This is a genomic window from Pedobacter sp. BG31 (assembly GCF_042464845.1).
In the GTDB taxonomy this organism is placed as follows: domain Bacteria; phylum Bacteroidota; class Bacteroidia; order Sphingobacteriales; family Sphingobacteriaceae; genus Pedobacter; species Pedobacter suwonensis.
In genome coordinates, this window is the sequence record NZ_JBHNZK010000003.1 from 64,748 (window position 1) to 85,693 (window position 20,946).

At 38.9% G+C, this 20,946-nt stretch carries 19 protein-coding genes; 8 read left to right on the forward strand and 11 right to left on the reverse strand.

All coding sequences use genetic code 11. The features are described 5' to 3' along the window. Window positions 1-21 precede the first annotated feature (21 nt). The 3 genes from ACFE6N_RS05410 to ACFE6N_RS05420 all read right to left on the reverse strand — a co-directional run bounded on the left by ACFE6N_RS05410 (window position 22) and on the right by ACFE6N_RS05420 (window position 3,716). A complete protein-coding gene (locus ACFE6N_RS05410) occupies window positions 22-1,218 on the reverse strand; it encodes an acetate/propionate family kinase (RefSeq protein ID WP_378934566.1) in 1,197 nt (398 codons plus the stop codon). Window positions 1,219-1,220: 2 nt separating this feature from the next. Then, window positions 1,221-3,308 carry a phosphate acetyltransferase gene (gene pta / locus ACFE6N_RS05415; RefSeq protein ID WP_378934568.1) on the reverse strand — a complete coding sequence of 696 codons (2,088 nt, stop codon included), beginning with the start codon at window positions 3,306-3,308 and terminating at the stop codon, window positions 1,221-1,223. A 189-nt stretch (window positions 3,309-3,497) separates the two neighbouring features. Beyond that, a complete protein-coding gene (locus ACFE6N_RS05420) occupies window positions 3,498-3,716 on the reverse strand; it encodes a DUF6965 family protein (protein ID WP_090979705.1) in 219 nt (72 codons plus the stop codon). A gap of 601 nt (window positions 3,717-4,317) precedes the next feature. Between ACFE6N_RS05420 and ACFE6N_RS05425 the strand changes: the two genes are divergently transcribed. Next, window positions 4,318-4,992, forward strand: a complete 675-nt coding sequence (locus tag ACFE6N_RS05425) for a competence protein (RefSeq protein ID WP_378934570.1) — start codon at window positions 4,318-4,320, stop codon at window positions 4,990-4,992. A 499-nt stretch (window positions 4,993-5,491) separates the two neighbouring features. Here ACFE6N_RS05425 and ACFE6N_RS05430 read toward each other — a convergent pair whose 3' ends face one another. The 3 genes from ACFE6N_RS05430 to ACFE6N_RS05440 form a co-directional block, all read right to left on the reverse strand. After that, complete coding sequence (locus tag ACFE6N_RS05430) at window positions 5,492-6,073, reverse strand: DUF4142 domain-containing protein (protein ID WP_090979982.1); 582 nt, start codon at window positions 6,071-6,073, stop codon at window positions 5,492-5,494. A 671-nt stretch (window positions 6,074-6,744) separates the two neighbouring features. Next, on the reverse strand, window positions 6,745-6,945 hold the full coding sequence (locus ACFE6N_RS05435) for a hypothetical protein (protein ID WP_378934572.1): 201 nt from the start codon (window positions 6,943-6,945) through the stop codon (window positions 6,745-6,747). A 335-nt stretch (window positions 6,946-7,280) separates the two neighbouring features. Then, window positions 7,281-8,000, reverse strand: coding sequence for a DUF481 domain-containing protein (locus ACFE6N_RS05440; protein ID WP_378934574.1), 720 nt, complete (start codon window positions 7,998-8,000; stop codon window positions 7,281-7,283). A 440-nt stretch (window positions 8,001-8,440) separates the two neighbouring features. Between ACFE6N_RS05440 and ACFE6N_RS05445 the strand changes: the two genes are divergently transcribed. Then, window positions 8,441-9,292 carry an SDR family oxidoreductase gene (locus tag ACFE6N_RS05445; protein WP_378934576.1) on the forward strand — a complete coding sequence of 284 codons (852 nt, stop codon included), beginning with the start codon at window positions 8,441-8,443 and terminating at the stop codon, window positions 9,290-9,292. A gap of 120 nt (window positions 9,293-9,412) precedes the next feature. On the opposite strand, the gene ACFE6N_RS05450 is transcribed toward ACFE6N_RS05445, so the two are convergent. Beyond that, window positions 9,413-9,715 (reverse strand): hypothetical protein, encoded by a 303-nt coding sequence (locus ACFE6N_RS05450; protein ID WP_378934578.1) that lies wholly within the window; start codon window positions 9,713-9,715, stop codon window positions 9,413-9,415. 162 nt (window positions 9,716-9,877) lie between these two features. Here ACFE6N_RS05450 and ACFE6N_RS05455 point away from each other — a divergent pair, with 162 nt between their 5' ends. The 3 genes from ACFE6N_RS05455 to ACFE6N_RS05465 all read left to right on the forward strand — a co-directional run bounded on the left by ACFE6N_RS05455 (window position 9,878) and on the right by ACFE6N_RS05465 (window position 12,303). Further along, entirely contained in the window at window positions 9,878-10,567 is a 690-nt protein-coding gene (locus ACFE6N_RS05455; protein ID WP_378934580.1) for a DUF4142 domain-containing protein, read from the forward strand. Between the two features lie 120 nt (window positions 10,568-10,687). Continuing rightward, window positions 10,688-11,284, forward strand: coding sequence for an FMN-dependent NADH-azoreductase (locus ACFE6N_RS05460; RefSeq protein WP_378934582.1), 597 nt, complete (start codon window positions 10,688-10,690; stop codon window positions 11,282-11,284). Between the two features lie 704 nt (window positions 11,285-11,988). Further along, entirely contained in the window at window positions 11,989-12,303 is a 315-nt protein-coding gene (locus tag ACFE6N_RS05465) for a hypothetical protein (RefSeq protein WP_134203646.1), read from the forward strand. Window positions 12,304-12,495: 192 nt separating this feature from the next. On the opposite strand, the gene mnmA is transcribed toward ACFE6N_RS05465, so the two are convergent. Next, complete coding sequence (mnmA, locus tag ACFE6N_RS05470) at window positions 12,496-13,587, reverse strand: tRNA 2-thiouridine(34) synthase MnmA (RefSeq protein WP_378934584.1); 1,092 nt, start codon at window positions 13,585-13,587, stop codon at window positions 12,496-12,498. A 318-nt stretch (window positions 13,588-13,905) separates the two neighbouring features. Here mnmA and ACFE6N_RS05475 point away from each other — a divergent pair, with 318 nt between their 5' ends. After that, the gene (locus ACFE6N_RS05475) at window positions 13,906-16,191 is read left to right on the forward strand and encodes a GH92 family glycosyl hydrolase (RefSeq protein WP_378934586.1); all 2,286 of its coding nucleotides are present in this window, start codon (window positions 13,906-13,908) and stop codon (window positions 16,189-16,191) included. 169 nt (window positions 16,192-16,360) lie between these two features. Here ACFE6N_RS05475 and ACFE6N_RS05480 read toward each other — a convergent pair whose 3' ends face one another. The 3 genes from ACFE6N_RS05480 to ACFE6N_RS05490 form a co-directional block, all read right to left on the reverse strand. Next, window positions 16,361-17,206 (reverse strand): SDR family oxidoreductase, encoded by an 846-nt coding sequence (locus ACFE6N_RS05480; protein WP_378934588.1) that lies wholly within the window; start codon window positions 17,204-17,206, stop codon window positions 16,361-16,363. A gap of 186 nt (window positions 17,207-17,392) precedes the next feature. After that, window positions 17,393-18,226, reverse strand: coding sequence for an SDR family NAD(P)-dependent oxidoreductase (locus tag ACFE6N_RS05485; protein ID WP_378934590.1), 834 nt, complete (start codon window positions 18,224-18,226; stop codon window positions 17,393-17,395). Between the two features lie 88 nt (window positions 18,227-18,314). Beyond that, window positions 18,315-19,226, reverse strand: a complete 912-nt coding sequence (locus tag ACFE6N_RS05490) for a helix-turn-helix domain-containing protein (protein WP_378934592.1) — start codon at window positions 19,224-19,226, stop codon at window positions 18,315-18,317. Between the two features lie 144 nt (window positions 19,227-19,370). On the opposite strand from ACFE6N_RS05490, the gene ACFE6N_RS05495 reads away from it, so the two are divergent. Further along, window positions 19,371-19,958 carry a TetR/AcrR family transcriptional regulator gene (locus tag ACFE6N_RS05495; RefSeq protein ID WP_378934594.1) on the forward strand — a complete coding sequence of 196 codons (588 nt, stop codon included), beginning with the start codon at window positions 19,371-19,373 and terminating at the stop codon, window positions 19,956-19,958. A gap of 85 nt (window positions 19,959-20,043) precedes the next feature. Beyond that, on the forward strand, window positions 20,044-20,814 hold the full coding sequence (locus ACFE6N_RS05500; protein WP_378934596.1) for an SDR family oxidoreductase: 771 nt from the start codon (window positions 20,044-20,046) through the stop codon (window positions 20,812-20,814). Window positions 20,815-20,946: the final 132 nt, after the last annotated feature.

The window sequence follows — 20,946 nt, forward strand, 5'->3', positions numbered from 1 at the left end:
TAAGCTTCGGAAGTCTTGTAGTTAGCCCATGATCCCAAAACATTGATGGGCAATTTCATATTCTTCGTTAGTTGGAATTACCAATATCTTTACCTTGGCGGTTGCAGCGCTAATCTCTTTTAATTCACCTTTATAAGTTGCATTAAGTTCCTGATCTAATTCAATGCCCAAATATTCGAGTTCCGAGCATACCGCTTCCCGCATCTGGCTGTCATTTTCACCAACACCTGCAGTAAATACGATAGCATCTATGCCATTTAAAACAGCTGCATAAGCCCCGATAAATTTCTTAATCCGGTAGGCATATAGTTTAATGGCTAAAATAGCAGCTTTTTTGCCTTCATTTACCATTTTTCTAATGTCGCGCATATCGCTTGAGCCGCCTACGCCCAGCAGGCCAGACTGTTTGTTGACCAGCGTACTCAATTGTGATAACGTATATCCGGAATGTTCCATTAAATGGAAAATAACAGATGGATCAATATCTCCGGACCGTGTACCCATCATTAACCCGCTTAAAGGGCCGAAACCCATGCTGGTGTCTATTGATTGGCCATTTTTGATAGCTGTGATGCTGCAACCATTACCTAAATGAATACTGATGATTTTACTTTCTTTTTGCCCCAGCCAAGTAACCGCCTGCTCACTTACATATTTATGGCTCGTGCCATGAAACCCATATACCCTAATGCCATCTTCTTTGTAATACGATTCCGGAATGGCGTAACGGTAAGCCTGTTCGGGTATAGTTTGGTGAAAAGCTGTATCGAATACCGCGATCTGTTTTGCGTTCACAAAAGTCTGTTCTGCTACTTCAATACATTTATAGTTCACAGGGTTGTGCAATGGCGCAAGGGAAAAAAGTTTTTTGATCTGATGTTTTACCTCTTCTGTAATTATCGTCGGGCCGGAAAAATGTTCACCGCCATGTACTACCCGGTGGCCCACAGCTGCAATATCATCAGGACTTGCAATTACGGCATAATCTCCCTCGGTTAATAAAGCTAAAACCTGCTTTAAGGCTTCGCCATGATCGGCAACAAAAACAGGCGCTTCAATGCTTTGTTTTTCGCCTTTGTTGTAAACGGTATGTTTGATAAAAGAACCCTCAATGCCAATACGTTCTGCCAGCCCACTGCAAACGGGCACTTTTTCAGGCATTTTAAAGAGCTGGTATTTTAAGGAACTACTTCCTGAATTGATGACTAAAATGTTCATATTTAAATGTCTTGACATTGAATTGCTGTAATCACAACAGTATTAAAAATATCGTCTACGGTACAACCGCGACTCAGATCGTTTATCGGTTTGTTTAAGCCCTGCAACATTGGGCCTATGGCCAATGCGCCGGTTTCGCGTTGCACGGCTTTATAGGTATTATTGCCTGTGTTTAAATCAGGGAAAATCAATACACTGGCTCTGCCTGCTACTTCAGATCCAGGGAGTTTTTGTTTACCCACAAGCGGGTCTACAGCAGCATCATATTGTATTGGCCCTTCAATTTTTAATTCAGGATGCCTCGCTTTAACTATAGCGGTGGCCTCTCTTACGCGTTCTACATCTTCACCTTCGCCTGATGTGCCTGAAGAATAAGATAACATGGCAATACGTGGCTCAATACCGAATTTGGCACTGCTTTCTGCTGATGAGATGGCTATCTCTGCCAGTTGTTGTGCAGAAGGGTTGGGATTAACCGCGCAATCACCGAATATGGCTACGCGTTCTGGCAGGCACATAAAGAAAATAGAAGAAACTACGGATACACCCGGCTTTGTTTTAACAAATTGTAAAGCGGGCCTGATGGTATGCTGAGTGGTATGAACGGCACCCGAAACCATCCCGTCAGCATCACCTTTATAAACCATCATGGTTCCGAAATAAGATACATCTGTCATCATATCTCTGGCCATTTCGAGGTTTACGTTTTTGTTTTTACGCAATTCATGTAAAGTATTTACATAATCGGCATAATGAACTGAATGGGCAGGATTATGTATCTTTAAGCTATTGATGTCGAGGTTTAATCCGAGCCTTTTGATGTTGTTGGTTATTTCGACAGGATCCCCTAAAAGGGTAATGTCTACAATATCCTGCGTGATGAGTTTTTCGACCGCTTTTAAAATCCGATCATCGTTACCTTCGGGTAAAACGATGTGTTTTTTATCGCGTTTGGCCCATTTAACGAGTTGATATTGAAACATATGTGGGGTGATACCCTGGTAGCTAAAAGTGATGATTTTATCATCCAATGCTTTGATATCTACATACTTTTCAAAAAGCTCTATGGCCAGCGTAATTTTTTTCTTGTTTTCAATAGTAATTTTTGAATGGATCCCCCCAATAGTGGTCGTGGTTTCAAAAGTTCCTTTTTGTACGGCTATAATGGGAATAATGGTCTGTAAACCTTCAATGAGTTTAATAATTGGTTCATCCGGCAAACTTCCTGCGGTTAGCACAATGCCGGCAATTTTTGGGTAATTGGCTGACAAATTCGCCTGAAGTGCCCCAATAATGATATCACCACGATCGCCAGGCGTCACAATAAGCAAATTGTCTTTAATATGTCGTAAAAAATTTGGTAACATCATGGCACCGGTCACAAAATTATCAACCTGATTATCCAGCAGTTCTGTGCCGAAAAGTACCTCGCCACCTAATGCAGTTGTAATTTCATTCATCGTCGGACTTTGCAGGCCAGTTTCGGTTGGAATTACTGCAATCAATAATTCAGCCGGTAATTGATTGCTTAAAGCTTGCTTAATACGGTCAGCCTCTTCCGGATTTACCATATTCGCCACGACGCCTAATACCTGCACATCGCGCAATAAAAAGTTACGGTAGATATTGATGGCTGATTTAAAAAGTTGACTTGCCGTTTTATTTTTACCAGACACGACTATTAACACAGGCGCACCTAAGTTTTTGGCCATTAACGCATTCGATTCAAACTCAAAAGCCATACCTTCACCTAAAAAGTCGCTTCCTTCAATTACGGTAAAATCGTAATTATCTTCAAGCTTTTTATATTTACTGATGATGGTATTGATAATTCCTCCACTGTCTTCTGCTTGGTGGAGCATTTCCTGGCGGGTAAAAGCAAAAGCATCTTCATAGTTTACCGGGAGTGAAAAATAATCTAACATGGCTTTTACATGCTCGTCCTTTTTATTAGGATCATCCTGGGCAATAATGGGTTTAAAATAACCCACTTTTTGGGTTTTAGCCAGCAACATGTTAATCATGCCGAAAGCAATTACTGATTTGCCTGTATAGGGTTCGGCTGAAGCAATGAATATATTTTTAGTCATAATAAAGGCGCAAATGCATATCAATAACGAATTATGCCCAATATAGTTGGAAATATTTATTTTAAAAACTAAAGTAAGTGAAGTTATTTATTGTTCCGTATGCGTTGGACTGCCGGGCGTCCGTTACAAGTTCCAAAAGCGGATTGAGATTAACAATTCTGTTGAGTGATTTACTTTAGTTTTACTACCCTAAACATTAGATTCAATCAGCAACTTTAGCATTTTCAGTCTGTGAATAAGCGGTTGATTTACTTTTGCATCGGGATTGAGCTTTAGCGGCATAAGATGGCTTTCCAAAAAATGATCATAATCGGTAATTACTGTGGCCTCATTCAGATAAATAGGAACCTGCTGCTTGCCTGCCTGGGCAAAAAAATCTTCTAACTGCTGTATTTCTTGGATGGTCATACTGCAAAGTTAACGAATAGTTTGGAGTCTAAAAGTCAGAAGTCCGGTGTCGGAGGTCCGGGGATAGGGTTTCAGATAATGGCTGCCCAACTTTGTGTGCTCGGTGCCTTTACTTTGTATTCTTTGTGGTTAATAAAAGTCCGAAGTCTGGTGTCGGAGGTCCGAAGATAGGGTTTCAGATAATAGTCGCCCAACTTTGTGTGCTCGGTGCCCCTACTGTGTGTCCTTTGTAGTTGATAAAAGTCTGAAGTCGAGTGTCGGAGGTCAGAAGAAAGGGTTTCAGATAATAGGCACCTAACTTTGTGTGCTTTGTGCCTTTACTTTGTGTCCTTTGTGGTTAGTGAAAGTCCGAAGTCTGGTGTCGGAGGTCCGACGATCAAGGTTTTTAAAGATATGCATCCAAATCTTTGTGCGCTCGGCGTATTACTTTGCGTACTTCGCGGTTTAACAAAATACAGATTCCGAATGCTCAAGCCTGTGTGCTTGGTCCCTTACGCGTTATAAGTTGAGGTTTAATAAAGCGTAAATGAGGCTTGTTGTACTAAAAATTTTAGTTTAACTTTGTGTTTCCCTAATTGATTTTTTATTGTAAATGCAGAGAATGGATAATGCAATCAGAAGAGATATTTCTGTTGATGAAGTGGTTCCGGGTATTCCATTAGTTAAAAAGGAGCATTACAGAAAGGAAACGGCCTGGCACCGGGATTGGAAGCTGGCTTTTCCTCCATCATTTAGGGAAGTTGCCTTTTATGATGCTGCCAATTCCGATCTTCACCGGGCAGATATATTTACTCCATCCGGTTATACCATCGAGTTTCAAAATTCGCCACTAACACTTGCAGAACTGAACAGCAGGGAGTCTTTTTATCCAAATCTGATATGGGTATTGAATGGTAAGAAATTTAAGGGCTTTAAAATATTGAAGCACCTTCCCGATGTTGATGATCCCAAGTTATCAGGATATGAATTTTGTCATTCCGATCACCTTTCAATGGTTCGGAAAGCGGAGGTTATGCAGGGTTTGGCCAATCCAAAAATTCTTAACTTTTACCATCCCGAACTGAAAGGAATTAAACTTACTTCCGATTTATATTCTTTTTGTTGGAAACAGCCTCATAGTGTATGGTATGCTGCTACTGCGAGGATCATTGTTGATTTAGGTGGACATTTTTTATATGAGCTCAAACAGCGAAAACAATTGAATGGAAATTATCCTTATTTGAAAATGATGAGCAGAAAATCATTTATTGATTGGCATACGCCACCAGAGCTTTAGAAATTTGTAGATGTAGTAGTGAAATTATTCTTTTCAAGGGTGTAAAGGACGTCGTTTCGAGCGAAACGCAGTGAAGTCGAGAAATCTTCTAAATTAGAATAGCCTAAAAATGGGCTTATTAACCTAAGTTCGATTAATATTTAAAAATTAATGAACTTTATTAGGACAAATCGCTAGCCGTTTCGTCGTGCTGAATTTATTTCAGCATCTTTTTCGTTAAAACGCCTTGCTATAATGACCCTGAAACAAGTTCAGGGTGACGAACGTTCATGCAAAGTACCAATGAACCCAAATTAAAGCACATTATTGATCGAACTCAAGCTAGTAATAATTTAAATAAAACTGGAAAGATGTAACGGAAATTAGAAATAAGCTGAAGAATAAAGTAGTAGTTATTAAGTAATTCACTACAGCCGGTTTAGAAGACTTTTTAAAGGAATCATCATGGAGAGAAGGTGCGACATACCGTTCCTTCTCCCATGATAACTTTTAAAGCATGTTATTTCATGCTATCGTTAATTTTATTGATCATTTGTAAGTGGCTTTGAACAATTGGTGCGGTCTTAGTTGCAAAAGCTTTAAGATCTGCGTCTTTACCATCTTTTGATTCATCTTCCATTAACTTTAAGGTAGACTTGTGTCCATCAACCATGGCGCTTACATAAGCCTTATCAAAATCAGTACCTGTCTTTTTGCTCAGGTCTTCCATTTTTTTCTTATGCTCATCATCTACAGTACTAGGAAGGGTAATGTTTTTTTGTTTTGCAATCGCCATTAACTCTGTATTTGCCATACCATGATCTTTAACCATCATTGTTGCAAATTCTTTAACTTGCGGATTACTGCTTTTTTCGAGGGCCATTTTTCCCAATTCTACTTCTGCCATTCCGCCAACAGCTGCCTCTGTTGTAAATTTGGCATCAGCTTCTTCTACTGCAATTCCTCCGGTAGCGGCAGCATTGGTAGTCGTGTCTTTTGCCATATTTAAACTATCAGCACTTTCTTTGGCATCTTTGTTCCCACCATTACAGGCCTGAAAGGCGAGGGCGGAAATAGCCATAACATAAATAAACTTTTTCATATACATTGTTTTTGTTGTATATGCATAACAAGATCCGGCAGGAAAGGGTTTTGAGCTTTTGAGAATAACTAAATCGTATAACAAGCAGCTGTTTAAAAAACTATCTTTCTTAAGTCGGGAAGTTTACGATGGAACAGCGAAGAAAGTAACTGTTTTAACTGAAAAGCGATGGAGTAATTTTAAACCATATACCAGAATTCCGTTGAAAGGGTAGAAGAGGTGGTAATGCAATATCTTTTTTAACCATCATGCTGAAATTTTTCAATATCTTTTTGATAGCTATCGAAACAAACCGTGAGCGAAGGAACCGAAAGTCAGGGAATATATTAAGCAGCACTTGTTATGCTGAGTTTGTTGAAGATAGCCTGTCTCGAAATAAAAGATTCAGTAATGGCGAGAACATTAAATTTGGCGACGTTTGTCATGCCAGCTTGATCTATCGATGGGCATCTTAATGCTTTGATATGGACTTATTTAGTTGCCTTTCTATCGCATTAAGATACCCGTTTTCACGGGAATGACGCCCTTTCGAAATATTATTCCGCGAAAAATCTAAAAAATCATTCTGAGAAAGGCTCGTTTTGATACTTCTTCAAGCTCAGCAGGCTGCTTAAACCGACGAATTATCTGGTGAAATTACCAATTACGATACAGTCACTGCTCTAAATGTTTTAAGATTTTATCTTTTTAGTTTTTGGTTCAGGTTTTTCAGGTAATTGGATCGATAAAATCAGATCAATACTCTCTGAATTGATCTCATAATCAGCTGCAATTTTTTCCCACCTTTTTAATTCTGCCTGTAAGGTTTCAATTTCCTTAGCTAATGATTCGATTTTATTTTGGATCGATTTTCTAACGTTCATATTTGCCATAACACAAAATTATCATTTGATGGCATATCTTCGAACTTCTTTTTGTCGCTTGTAACCATAAAAAACGCTAAGTGTTCTATTTCAGTGGGTTTTATTTTTATAAAATTATCAACAATGGTAAAGTATCTAAGAATTTGTTATGCCTACATTTATTTCAGCTGTCAATTAACACGGTAAATACTCAACCCCAGGCCTATTGATTGATAATTCGATGTGCTTGCTAAAGCAGTTTTGCGAATAGATAAAGATCCTTCATTGTTTGAGGATGACAATAAAAGGGAATAATTAAAAACTAAGAATCAATATTTATTACTGACTGATCAACTGAAAACGATTTAAAAATACTTGTCTAACGTTAACCCGTAGGTCAGGTTCAGGTTTTCGCTGCGGGTAATGTTGAGTCTGTTATAATTCAAAGCGGTGGTGAGGCTAATCCATTTCCGTAATTTCAAGCCGAGTGTAGTGGTAGAGCGGATAATATAATCCCCGTTTCTGTCAAACGAATTTTGCAGGAAATGATTTCCGTCAATCGTAATGAGTTCTTTTATAGCAAAATGATACTGCATTCTGAGCGAATTCCGATAAGTATGATAGCTATCGCCCACAATCAGGCTACTTTGGTCAAATAATACGCCGTCGCTCAGGTTAATGTATGCGTTTGGTTTGTCTAATATGCTGTAGGCGATGCCGCCGCCGGTAAGCAATTGATTTTTTAACTTTAACGAATAACTGGTGTTATAATTCACCAAACCCCAATAATAAAAATGCGGAAAGGTTTTATAGAGGTTGAAGTTTAACGTAGTAGAAAAATCATTGTTCGTTAAATTGCTGTTTTGTTTTCCATACAACCATGCCGAGGTGGAATTTAATACAAAACTCTTCTTTTTTAGTCCAAAATTAAGTGCATTATTCAATAAATAAGCGCGGTCGTTATTGGTTCGGTTAATAGAACCAGTTGATGTAAGCAGCATGTGGTAATTGGTGCTATCGGTATATTGAGCGTAAGAGTTAAGCATATACAGGAAAAAACACAGTGACAATACAATAAACTTCATATATGCTTAACATTTGTTACTATCGATATGTTTAGTAAGCTTTTAATTAGCATAGTGCCATCTTGATGTAGGAATATATTTTAGCTCCAGGTCATTTTATATTATTAATTTTTGTAACCAACAAAGATCATTTCAATGTTGGGCGCTTCTTCTGCAATTTCTTTTTTTCAACAGGTAAGCATCGATGGAAAGATAATGATAGAGTTTTTCCTGTTCAGATTTATTCTCAGTCAATAAAATCAAAGCATTTTCGCCTGTGTAAGGGTATCAATAAATTCCTTTTAATTTCATGATGACCTTTAGAAAGGCAATAGAAATCAAAATAAAATTTGTTCATTTTAGCTCAAGCCTGGATTTAATTACAGGGGAGAGGTTCTTAAAACTTTGCAGAAGATGTTCTTGTTTAATGGTTAAAGTGAAATTTAATCAGATAAGAAGCGATGAAAACACAGAAAACACCTGCTAAACAAAACAAACAGCCTGGTATCGAGGCAGAGATGGATCCGAGGCCGGAAGTGATTAAAGCAAATTATAAAGGATCGGGCAAACTAGCTGATAAGGTTGCATTGATTACCGGTGGAGATAGTGGAATCGGTCGTTCGGTAGCTGTTCATTTTGCAAGAGAAGGAGCCGATGTAGCCATTGTTTACCTGGATGAAGATATAGATGCAAAAGAAACCCGGAAAATGGTTGAAGCCGAAGGGAAAATCTGCCTGTTGATTAAAGGAGATGTCAAAAAACCTGCTTTTTGTAAAAAAGCTGTGGAAACAACAGTTAAAAAATTTGGAAAGATTAATATTTTAGTAAATAATGCTGGGATGCAGGTTCCGCAGAAAGATCCGAAAGGGATCGATGACAAGCAATTAGAAGATACTTTCCGGACCAATATATTTGGCTATTTCTATTTCGCCCACGAAGCATTGAACCATTTGAAGGCGGGCGATACCATTATCAATACGACCTCGGTGACCGCCTACCGTTCTTCTCCAAACCTGATCGATTATTCTTCAACGAAAGGAGCGATAACATCTTTTACCCGTTCACTGGCAACAAATTTAGCCAAAACCGGTATCCGTGTAAATGCTGTGGCACCTGGCCCGGTTTGGACACCGCTCATTGTGTCTACCTTTGATGAAGAAAAGATTAAGTCATTCGGGTCTGAAACCGCAATGGAAAGAGCAGGGCAGCCGTCGGAGCTTGGTCCGTCTTACGTATTCCTGGCTTCAGATGATTCCTCATTTATTACCGGACAGGTGATGCATGTTAATGGCGGAGAAGTGGTGAATGGATAATTATTTGAACATAAAGGTCATCATGTTAATGCTCTATGAAATAGGTGTTTAGGGTAGTGTAGTTAAATAAAAAATGCCAGGCTATTGCAAGTCTGGCATCTTTTGTAAAATAATAATGTGTTATAGCATTTCGCTATCTTCCTCATCATAGGCATTAGGATCGTTATCCAATTCTTCTATGTCAGATTCATTGTAGTCATCCTTTTCTTCCAGCTCTTCATCATCTTCGGGATTCTCAATTTCTTCATCTAATTGTGTCCCTTCACCATCCGCAAATGGTATCTCATCTTCTGTGTAGTCATTATCGCCATCTGGTTGGGGAGTAGCATGTCCTTCCGATGCATTTCCCTGCGAACGGTTAATCTGGAACTGCTCGATATTTTGAATTTCTTCTTTGGGTTGGTTGTTTTCTTGATTTTCCATAGTTTATGTTTTTTATAATAGAACAGGATAAAAATGGATTAAGTTTAGTAGAAATTTAAAATCTTAAACCATATTGTTGTAGGGTTTTAAATAATAAGGTTGTTCAAACTTTTTAATTACCGGTATGGTTCTATTAGTGCGTTATACCTTAACTGATCTATTATGAAAAAACGTTTTAAAACCCGGGAAATAGCCGTAGTGGGAATGATCATTTCAGCTACTTCATTTAATGCAACTGCAAATGCCGATTGGCATTACGCAACTTTAACTGCTTACAGTCGTCAGCAAGATACCATTACTACCGAGCAATTTTTGCAGCAGGCTGCAATTGCCGGAATGAAGGAAGTTTTAACCGGAAAGCTTGCTGCAGATAAAGCAACTGACAAAAAAATTAAGGCATTTGGACATATGATGGTTGATGACCATAACCAGGCCAATGAGGAATTGAGAGCATTAGCTAAACTTAAAAAAGTAACCTTGCCGATGAGCACTCCGGAAGGTGGTTTAAGACCTGATGGCAGAGTTGACTCTGCTCCTGAAAACTTGAAAGACACTTCCCGTACCAGGAACGCCGGAGGCGAAGCAGGTAACACAGGCTTAGCCCCAAAAACAGGTAACGCAGAAGCGGAAGTGACCCATGCGATCAGCCGGTTGAACAGCCTGAGTGGAGGCGCATTTGATAAAGCTTATGTAGAGATGATGGTTTCCGATCATCAACAAGCTGTTGCATTGTTTGAAAAAGCTGCTCAATCTTCTGATATTGATGTTAAAAAATATGCAGGAAAGTATTTACCCGTCCTTAAAAAACATTTAAAGCAGGTCAATGCCTTATCTGGTAAACAGGGTAAATAGGTTTTATTTTCTAAAAAAAATAAACAGCTATGCTAAAGGATAGCACTATCCTTTAGTATAGTAATAGCTTTTTGATACGGTGTATCTATAATTTTGCCAGACATTTAAAAGGCAAAAAAAATGAAAATATTACATCTAATATCCAGCCCCAGGGGCGAAGCATCTTTCAGTATTAAATTGGGAAATGCCATTGTAGAAAAGTTACAGGAAGCAAATCCCGGAAACACTTTAACCGTACACGATCTTACCAATACCCCGTTTCCACATTTGGAAGAGGTGCACATCAATTCTTTTTTTACACCTAAAGAAAATCATACTGCAGAATTAACAGCAGCTATAAAACATTCTGACGAGGCTATTGCCGAACTTGAAGATTCAGATGTGATTGTAATCGGTGTCCCAATGTATAATTTTGGTATTGCATCAACGCTAAAAGCATGGATCGATCATATTGCACGTGCTGGTAAAACATTCAGGTACTCCGAAAATGGTCCTGAAGGCTTGGTGAAAAACAAAAAAGTGTATTTGGCTATTTCTTCTGGTGGTGTTTATTCAGAAGGGCCGATGAAACCTTATGATTTTACAGAATCTTATCTTAGGGCGGTTCTAGGTTTTATGGGTATGACTGATGTAACTGTATATCGTGCAGAAGGCGTAAGCATTCCCGGTCTAAAGGATTTAGCTTTAGATAAAGCAATCGAAAGTATAGCCATTTAGATAGTGCATTAGTCATTAGTTCACTGATCATCGGTCTATCGTCACTACTTCCACCGCCATTAAATAGAAGTCTTTCATGCTAATGAAAACTTTAACTAAGGGCTTTATGCTTTAGGACTTAAAGACTAATTTGTGGACTAATGACTTTTTATTGAACTGAGCTGCCAGATACCTAATTACCTGCTGGCGAACGCGTTTAGGTCAGCAGGTTTGTTAATGAAACCTTCCGCATCGCATTATTAGCCAATATCAGCATTGGCAGACATGTTTTAATATTTCGTTTTAAAGCATTGAAGATTTCCAGCATGTTTCCTTCAGGAAATGCGGCGAGTTAGCAAGAGTCTTCAATTAATAAAACGCTATGAATTCTCTCTTATTTGATCAGTTCTTCCCGTTGCATAGACACAATTTTTATGTGCTTAATGTAGGTATATGTCAAGGATTCTAACTATCAGGTGTTTAAGTCGTTTTACGCAGTCTATGACTGACTAACCGCGATTTAATTCATGTCATGCGTTTCTATAATTATTACATTGGCTAAAAAAAAGATAAAAATAAATTTTGATACTAATTTTTTTAGTATAGATTTGCTTTTGGAGAGACAGGATAAAGAAAAAATCATCGCAGTTATTCGATGTAATAATGGATGATTTTAAACAAAAGGCTTCTTTCCTGGTTAGTTTGCTGATATATTTATTTTTTCTATGACCGTTACCGTTTTAGCCATACTCGAAACAGATTTTAAACCGGATCTTTCATTAGGTAGAATTATGAATGAAAGACTAAGGAATGCTGCTGCAGATCTGCAGGATATTCATTTACAACCTTTGCATGCCGTTGGGCAACGCAGTGATGATTTAGTGGTTTATATCAGTTATAATCCAAAATATAAAATCAGGTGGCGTGTAGTTAATGACGTGCCAGAAGACGTAGAAAACTTTGTAGCCCAAACCTGCGGCAATTTAGGTTACATTCACTGGAAAACTGCATCGATTAATATTTTTAAGGGAAGTGAATAGTTATAAAATACGTTATAGAAAAGATCGTCATCTCGACTGAAGTGCAGCGGAATAGAGAGAGCTATTTAGGCAGATTTAGCTTCGCTGAGCCTTCGGGTTCTCGACTGCGTTGCACTCCGCTAGAAATGACGACCGTTTAGATGTGGAGTAACTTTATTATATTAATGCTCAATAAGAAGAACTGACAACCTATTAAACTAAAAAACCTCCACCCAATAAATCATTGCCTTCATAAAATACAGCCGATTGACCAGGGGCAATTGCCGATACATGATGATCGAAAACGACACGCATTTTGTCTTTTTCCTGAACAATTGTACTCAACATGCCCGCATCTTTGTAACGGATTTTGGTAATCACATCACTCATTGGTTCTTCAATGCTTGCATATTTAATTAAATTAATATTGCGTACCATAGCTTCACCACGTTCAAGCTCATGAGCCCTACCTAAAACCACTGTATTGCTTTCTGGCAGGATCTGTGTTACAAACATAGGCTCTCCAAAGGCAACACCTAATCCCTTACGCTGACCAATAGTATAAAAAGGATAACCTTTATGTTGGCCAACAACCATTCCGTTACTCAAAATGAAATTTCCGCCAGCCACCCGATCTTCTAAATCGGCTACTTTATGCCTTAAGAAAGATCGATAATCGTTATCGGGTACAAAACAGATTTCATAACTTTCTGATTTTTTGGCCAGTTCTTCCTGTCCCATATCCAGCGCCATCTGCCTGATTTCAGACTTTGCAAAACTGCCCAATGGGAATTTAGTACGTGAAAGGTTCTCTTGAGACACACCCCAGAGTACATAAGATTGATCTTTATTTTCGTCTTTACCTTTCGAAATCACATAACGACCACTATCCTGCTGGCGGATATTGGCGTAATGCCCCGTTGCAATAAATTCACAATCCAGTTTATTAGCCCGTTTTAAAAGTGCTTCCCATTTAATATGCGTATTACATAAAACGCAAGGATTTGGGGTTCTTCCGGCAAGATATTCGTCCACAAAGTTATCAATCACATAATCGCCAAATTCATCCCTTATATCCAGAATATAATGTGGGAATCCATAATTTACGGCAAGCGTACGGGCATCATTAATACTATCTAATGAACAACAACCAGTTTCCTTGCTGCTACCGCCAGAGGTGGCATAATCCCAGGTCTTCATGGTTAATCCAATAACCTCATAACCCTGTTCATGCAACATCACAGCTGCTACCGAACTATCAACCCCGCCACTCATGGCCACCAGAATTCTACCGTGTTTACTCATCTTAAAAAATATAAGGATGCAAAAATAAGGTTTATTTAGCTGAAATTATTTAGAGGAAGTCAGTTACTTGTAAAAAGCGGCGACTAAACATTTCCTCGCCACGTGCTTTCCCTTTTATCACTTTTACATATAGCGTCTGTTCGTTCAACAATAAACCTGCGCAATTTACGGATATCATGTTTAACGCCAGGATAGGTTATTTCCCGGGCTTAGATTGTATTTTTTTATTTACTTAAACGTTTTAGTGTCTGCTTTATGCATATTTGGAGATAAATTTATACCTTAGAATTTTAATCAACAAGCTAATCTTAAAAAGATATGACTAAAAGCGTTATCCTGCCTTGTTTCTTGCTTTCATCAATGATGGCATCCGCACAGCAAAACCTGGTGCAGTATGTTAAACCCATTATAGGCACATCAAAAATGGGGCATACGTATCCCGGGGCAACTGTTCCCTTTGGAGCGGTGCAGTTAAGTCCTGAAACAGATACCCTATCCTATGAAGTAAACGGAAAATACAATGGCGATGTATACAAATATTGTGCAGGCTACAAGTACGAAGATAAAACCATCACGGGATTTAGTCATACCCATTTTAGCGGTACCGGTCACTCTGATCTGGGCGATTTTCTCATTATGCCTACACAAGGGAAGCTGCAGTTAAACCCGGGTGTGGCTTCAAATCCTAAAGGAGGTTACCGTTCTGCCTATTCACACAATAATGAGGTTGCTGAAGCGGGTTACTACAAAGTAAAACTCGATGATGATAACATTATGGCAGAACTCACTTCAACCACCAGGGTAGGGATGCACCAGTATACTTTTCCAAAATCAGATCAATCACATATTATTTTGGATCTGATGGCTGGTATTTATAATTATGATGAAAAAACGGTGTGGACCTATGTTCGTGTGGTAAACGATACCCTGGTTACCGGTTACCGTCAAACCAATGGATGGGCCAGAACACGAACCGTATATTTTGCAATGAGCTTTTCCAAACCTTTTAAAAGCTATGGACGTAAAAGCTATGATGCTAAACAGGCTTACAGGGGGTTCTGGGGCAAGTTCAACCAGGAACAAAATTTCCCTGAAATTGCAGGCAAAAAGTTAAAAATGTTTTTCGATTTCGATACCCGTGAAGGAGAGAAGATTAAAATTAAATTCGCTTTATCGCCGGTTAGCCAGGAAAATGCCCTGCAAAATATGCGGGCGGAAATTTCGGGCTGGGATTTTGAAAAAGTAAAAGCACAGGCACAAGCCGCCTGGAATAAGGAGTTAAACAAAATCCAGGTAAATACATCCAGCGACAATAAAACTAACTTCTATACTGCTTTATATCATGCTTATATCAACCCGACCACTTATACTGATATAAATGGAGAATATAAAGGTTTAGATCAGGGCGTGCACAAAGCGGAAGGGTTTACCAATTATACGACCTTTTCTCTTTGGGATACATACCGTGCTTTACATCCATTTTTCAATATCACCCAGCCTGCGCGAAGTAACGATATGGTAAAATCGATGTTGGCACATTACGATCAGAGCAGTTTGCATATGTTGCCGATCTGGTCACATTACGCCAATGATAACTGGTGTATGAGTGGTTACCACAGTGTTTCGGTAATTGCTGATGCCATTATTAAAGGTACTTACAGCGGAGATGCAAACAAAGCTTTAGATGCCTGTGTGGCCACAGCGAAACACCGCGATTATGAAGGGATTGGCTATTATATGGATAAAGGTTATATCCCTGCAGAAAAATCAGGCATTTCGGTTTCCAATAATCTGGAATATTCTTACGATGACTGGTCGATTGCACAATTGGCTAAGAAATTAAATAGAATGGATGTCTATAATGAGTTTATCAAACGATCTAACAACTGGAAAAATAATTATGATAGTGCAACGGGTTTTATGCGTCCGAAACTGGCCGATGGAACCTTTAAGAAAGAATTTGATCCGAAAGATACCGAAGGACAAGGTTTTATTGAAGGCAATAGCTGGAACTATAGCTTTTTTGTGCCACAGGATCCTGCTACATTGATTGAAATGATGGGTGGTAAAAAGAAATTTGCTACCCGTTTAGATACTTTGTTTACCATGCATCTGCCTGATGAGTTTTTCGCACACACAGAAGATATTACCCGCGAGGGTATTATTGGTGGCTATGTGCACGGAAACGAACCGGCACACCATATTGTATACCTTTATAACTGGGCCGATCAGCCATGGAAAACACAGGCACAGGTTCGTCACATCCTGAATATGCAATACAAACCTACTGCTGATGGTTTGGGTGGAAATGATGATTGCGGGCAGATGAGCGCCTGGTACATGTTTTCTTCGCTAGGCTTTTACCCGGTAGCACCAGGTTCCGATGTATATTCCTTAGGTAGTCCATTGGTAAACCAGGCGGTAATCAATCTGGAGAATGGTAAAACCTTTACGGTTGAGGCCATTAAACAAAGTGAGAAAAATGTATACGTAGAAAAAGTTTTATTGAACGGCAAAGAGATAACCGATCATAAGATTAAACATGCTGATATCACCAACGGTGGAAAGCTTACTTTTTACATGAGTTCAAAACCTAAAAAATAATTTTTTATCATCCGGTATAAAGACGGCCTGTGCAGCATAGGCTGTCTTTCATCTCCAGTGTCAAGATGAGCCTGTCGAAACGCTCTTGAAACTTCCCAAAGGGATGCTTCGACAGGCTCAGGATTGACGATCCTCGGTGAGGTTTGTTTCAATTAGGTGCTACTCTCAATCATTTCTGATCAAAGTTGGTAGCTGTGGCTAAATATTTCCAGTTGGCCATATCCCTTTGTACATCCGCAATTTTTGCATCGGCTATCTGATAGGCGTCGGGGCCTAAGAACAAATGAAGTGGTGGATTTTCGCTTTTCGAAGTTTCAATAATTACCTCAACTGCCTTGGCCGGATCCCCTGGCTGTTGGTTGTTGATGTCGTTTTGGTGTGCCGCCTGCGAATCACGTACCTCTTTATAGGCATCGATAGGAGAACCTGGCACTGCTAAAGAGCCTGTGGTAAGAAATTCAGTCCTGAAATAACCAGGTTCTACAACAGTTGCTTTTATCCCCATTGATTTTACTTCTGCAGCCAGCGATTCAGTAAATCCGACTACTGCAAATTTGGTGGCACAATAAATCCCAAAGCCCGGGAAGTTACCAGAAAAACCTCCTATGGAAGAAATATTAAAAATATGTCCTGATTGTTGTTTCCGCAACTGTGGCAGTACCTTTCTGATCACATTTAAAGAACCGAAAACATTCACATCGAAGTTTTGGCGCGATTCCTTATCGCTTAGTTCTTCCAATGCACCAAGCATACCGTAGCCTGCATTGTTTACCACAATATCTACACGGCCAAATTTGCTGATGGTTTGGCTAACTGCAGTTTCCACACTGCTTTCGTCGGTCAGGTTAACTGCCAAAGGTAAAAAGTTCTCGTGTTCACCTACGGCTTTTGTTAAATCGCTTAAATTTCTTGAAGTGGCGGCAACATTAAGGCCGTTGTTTAATAATGTTTTGACTAAGGTTAATCCCAGACCTTTGGACGCGCCTGTTACAAACCAAACTTTTTGATTTTCCATGATATTGTTTTTAGAATGAAATAAATTAATTGGGTTGTATTATGATTACATTGTCATCCTGAGCCTGTCGAAGGACCATCCGTAAGATTTTTAAGCCGTTTCGACAGGCTCAACGTGACAAATTCTAGAGAAATTGTGTTATCATACAGCCTCTTTTTGAATTGCTAATTCACCATTAACATTTGATTAATTGCCGAAATCTGTAGAAATTGTAATGGCTTTCCAGTCGTTAAACTCTTTTATTAATGCGTCAATTTTGCTGTTGGCTCTTTGAAAAGCATCTTTTCCCAGGAGTAAATGAACCGGTGGATTGGGCATACTGGCCAATGAGATCATGGCTGCTGCGGCCTTTTCAGGGTCGCCGATCTGCTGACCGTCCATTTTAAGGTATTTTTGGTGTATTGCCCGCACTTCTTCATATTCGGCAATTGGATTGGTTGCCAAAATCAATGAATCGGGGGTTAAAAAACTTGTTCTGAATGCACCAGGAGCAACCACGGTCACCTTTACTCCGAATTCTTTAAGGTCGTCTGCAGATACCTCAGACAACGCAATCACTGCCGCTTTTGCTGCTGAATATACCGCCCAGCCGGTTGCGCCGGCAATGCCCGCAATTGATGCGATATTGATGATGTGGCCAGCCCGTTGAGCTCTTAAATAAGGTGAAACGGCTCTGATAACATTTATTGTTCCGAAAACATTTACGTCAAAACTGTTTCGTGTTTCCGCATCAGTCAGTTCCTCTATGCTGCCCCCAATGCCATAACCAGCATTATTGATCACCACATCAACTCTTTCAAATTTTACAATCGTTGCTTTTATCGCCTCCTCTACACTTTTTTCGTCAGCCAGGTTAACGGCCAGCGGAAAAAATTTTTCCGTATTGTTATTTACTGCTTTTTTAAGTTCATTTATATTTCTTGAAGTGGCCGCAACGGATTGGCCAGCTTTCAATAGTTGATGAACTAAACTTAATCCCAGGCCCTTTGAGGCTCCGGTAATAAACCAAACTTTTTTCATGCCCATAGTTTTATCCCTTTTGTTAAGACAAAATTACGGTGCAAATGAATTTAAGCTGTTACGTTAATCAAACTGATTATTACGAAATTCAAACAATCCTATAAGAAGTTGGGGTATGGTTGGTTAATTTTTTAAAAAAATTGTTGAAATGGGTAGGTTCTTCAAATCCCAGGCAATAACCAATTTCTGAAATATTCCAGTCTGTATGTTTTAATAAAGCCTTAGCTTCTCTCAATAAACGCTCTGTAATGTAGTGGGTGGTGGTTTTACCCGTAGTTTCCTTTATCGCACGGTTTAAATGGTTTACATGTACCGAAAGTTGTGATGCATAGTCTTTTGCGGAGCGCATGGTAAACCTTTGGGTAGTGGTTTCAATGGGAAACTGTCGCTCTAATAACTCCGTAAAAACAGCAGTAATCCTGGAATTCGCATCTATATGCTTGAATAAATTTTCGGAAGGCTCGGTTTTCAAAGCGAAATGAGTAATTTCTGTAATGTAATTGCGAAGCAGATCATATTTGTAAACATAATCTGAATTGATTTCTTCAAACATTTTAGCAAAAATAGCTTCGATATACCTGTCTTGCTGTTCATTTAAAATATATGCTGGTTTTCCTCCATGAGTAAACATAGGTAGATCGCCAATGTTTCCACGAATCTTTTCGGTAAAAAAGGCTTCCGTAAAAATGCAAAAATAACCCGTTACCTCATTCTGCTTGCCACTGCCCAGTTCCCAGGTATAAGGTACGAGCGGATTAAAAAAGATTAAAGCCGTACCATTAATCTCAATACTCCTGTCCGCATAGTGGTAAACGTTATGGCCACGCGTCAGGCAGATTTTGTAATAATCCCTGCGGTTGTAACTCATTGGTTTGTGATCATTCCTTAAACAATCTTCCAGTTTGAAAACGTTAAAATGGCCTACGCCATTCTGGAGGTTATCAGGTAGGAACTTGAATTTGTTTTGGTAAAAATCTTCAATGGTTTCTGGCTTGTTCATAAGTCAAAGTTACAAAATTCAAACTTAAAGCAAATTAATGAACTGAAGGAAAGCTTCTGATAAAGTAAAAGGAGATTACTATGATAAAAGTAGTTGTAATTAATATACCGATTGGTATATATTTGCATCAGCAATTTAAAGAGTATGACCAAGGCAGAGAAGACAAGAAATTTTATCGTAGAGAAGACAGCACCCATTTTCAATATGAAGGGTTATGCAGGTACTTCTTTAAATGATATTACTGCCGCTACAGGTTTAACCAAAGGCAGTATTTATGGCAACTTTTCCAATAAAGATGAAGTAGCATTAGCTGCTTTCGATTATAACCTACACAATATTGTATCCAGAGTAGAAAAGGAAATAAACAGACAAAAAGAGGTAAAAGGTAAATTATTGGTTTATATTAATATTTACCAACATCTTCTTAGCGGTGTGGTAGCAGAAGGAGGGTGTCCGATTTTAAATACGGCCATTGATGCGGATGATACCCACCCTGAATTGAAGGCACGGGCGCTGAAAGCGGTGTCTGGTTGGAAGAACAGGATTATGGAGCTGGTTGAAGCAGGTATTGCTTCCAAAGAAATTAACACAGACCACAATCCGGAGCAGATTGCACTTACCATTATTGCCATGATAGAAGGGGGAATTATGATCTCCAGATTGACTGCGAAACCTGCATATTGGAATTTAATCATGGATTCATTAAAAAAATACGTCAATAGCCTCGGCTAAAAAATTTTGAATTAAAATATACCGATCGGTATTTGTCAGGTTTAAATAGCAATTGTTAATCTTAAAAATTTAAATAATATAAAAAATGAAAACTTCAAAAAATACCGTTTTATTGATCGGCGGAACAGCTGGTATAGGTTTAGAAATCGCAAAACAGTTAACCGCTTTGGATAACCACGTAATTATTACAGGTAGGAACCAGGAAAGGCTAAATGCAGCAGCTGCATCATTACCTAATGTAACCGCTGTGGTGTCTGACGTGAGTAAGGCTGATGATGTAGATCTTTTGGTAGAGAAAATTAAATCGGAATTTCCTCAATTAAACATAGTGATCAACAACGCAGGAAGGGCACTGCTCTATAATTTAGCCGATTCAAAACAGGATGCATTTGCAAATGCAGCGGATGAAATGCTGACCAATTACCTGTCTATCGTCAGGATTAATCAAAAGTTATTGCCTGTGTTAAAACAACAGGAAATATCAGCTATCGTAAACGTTTCATCTATAGTAGCTTATGTTCCAGGTATTACATTGCCTACTTACGCAGCTAGTAAGGCAGCATTACACTCATACAGCACATCGTTAAGATTGAGTCTGGAAGAAACTGCTGTTAAGGTTTTTGAATTAATGCCTCCATTGGTTGATACTGAATTTTCTAAAGAAATCGGTGGCCATAATGGGATTAAGCCATCAGTTGTGGCCGATGAGCTCCTGGCGGCTTTAGCCAATGATGAGTTTGAAATCAGGGTAGGTGATACCGCCAAGATTTACGAATTGTTCAGACAGTCGCCGGTTGATGCTTTAAACGTAATGAACGCCAATCGAAAAGCCCGGATAGATGCTGTTGAGCACTAAAATGATATAGTTGGAAAACAAAAGAACTTGTTGTTTCCATTTAGATGACAGATTTCCATGTTGGAATTGTTACTTTCGCGGCATTAAGTGTAAATCCTGGGTTTACATCAACTTTAATAAAACGATAGGTTG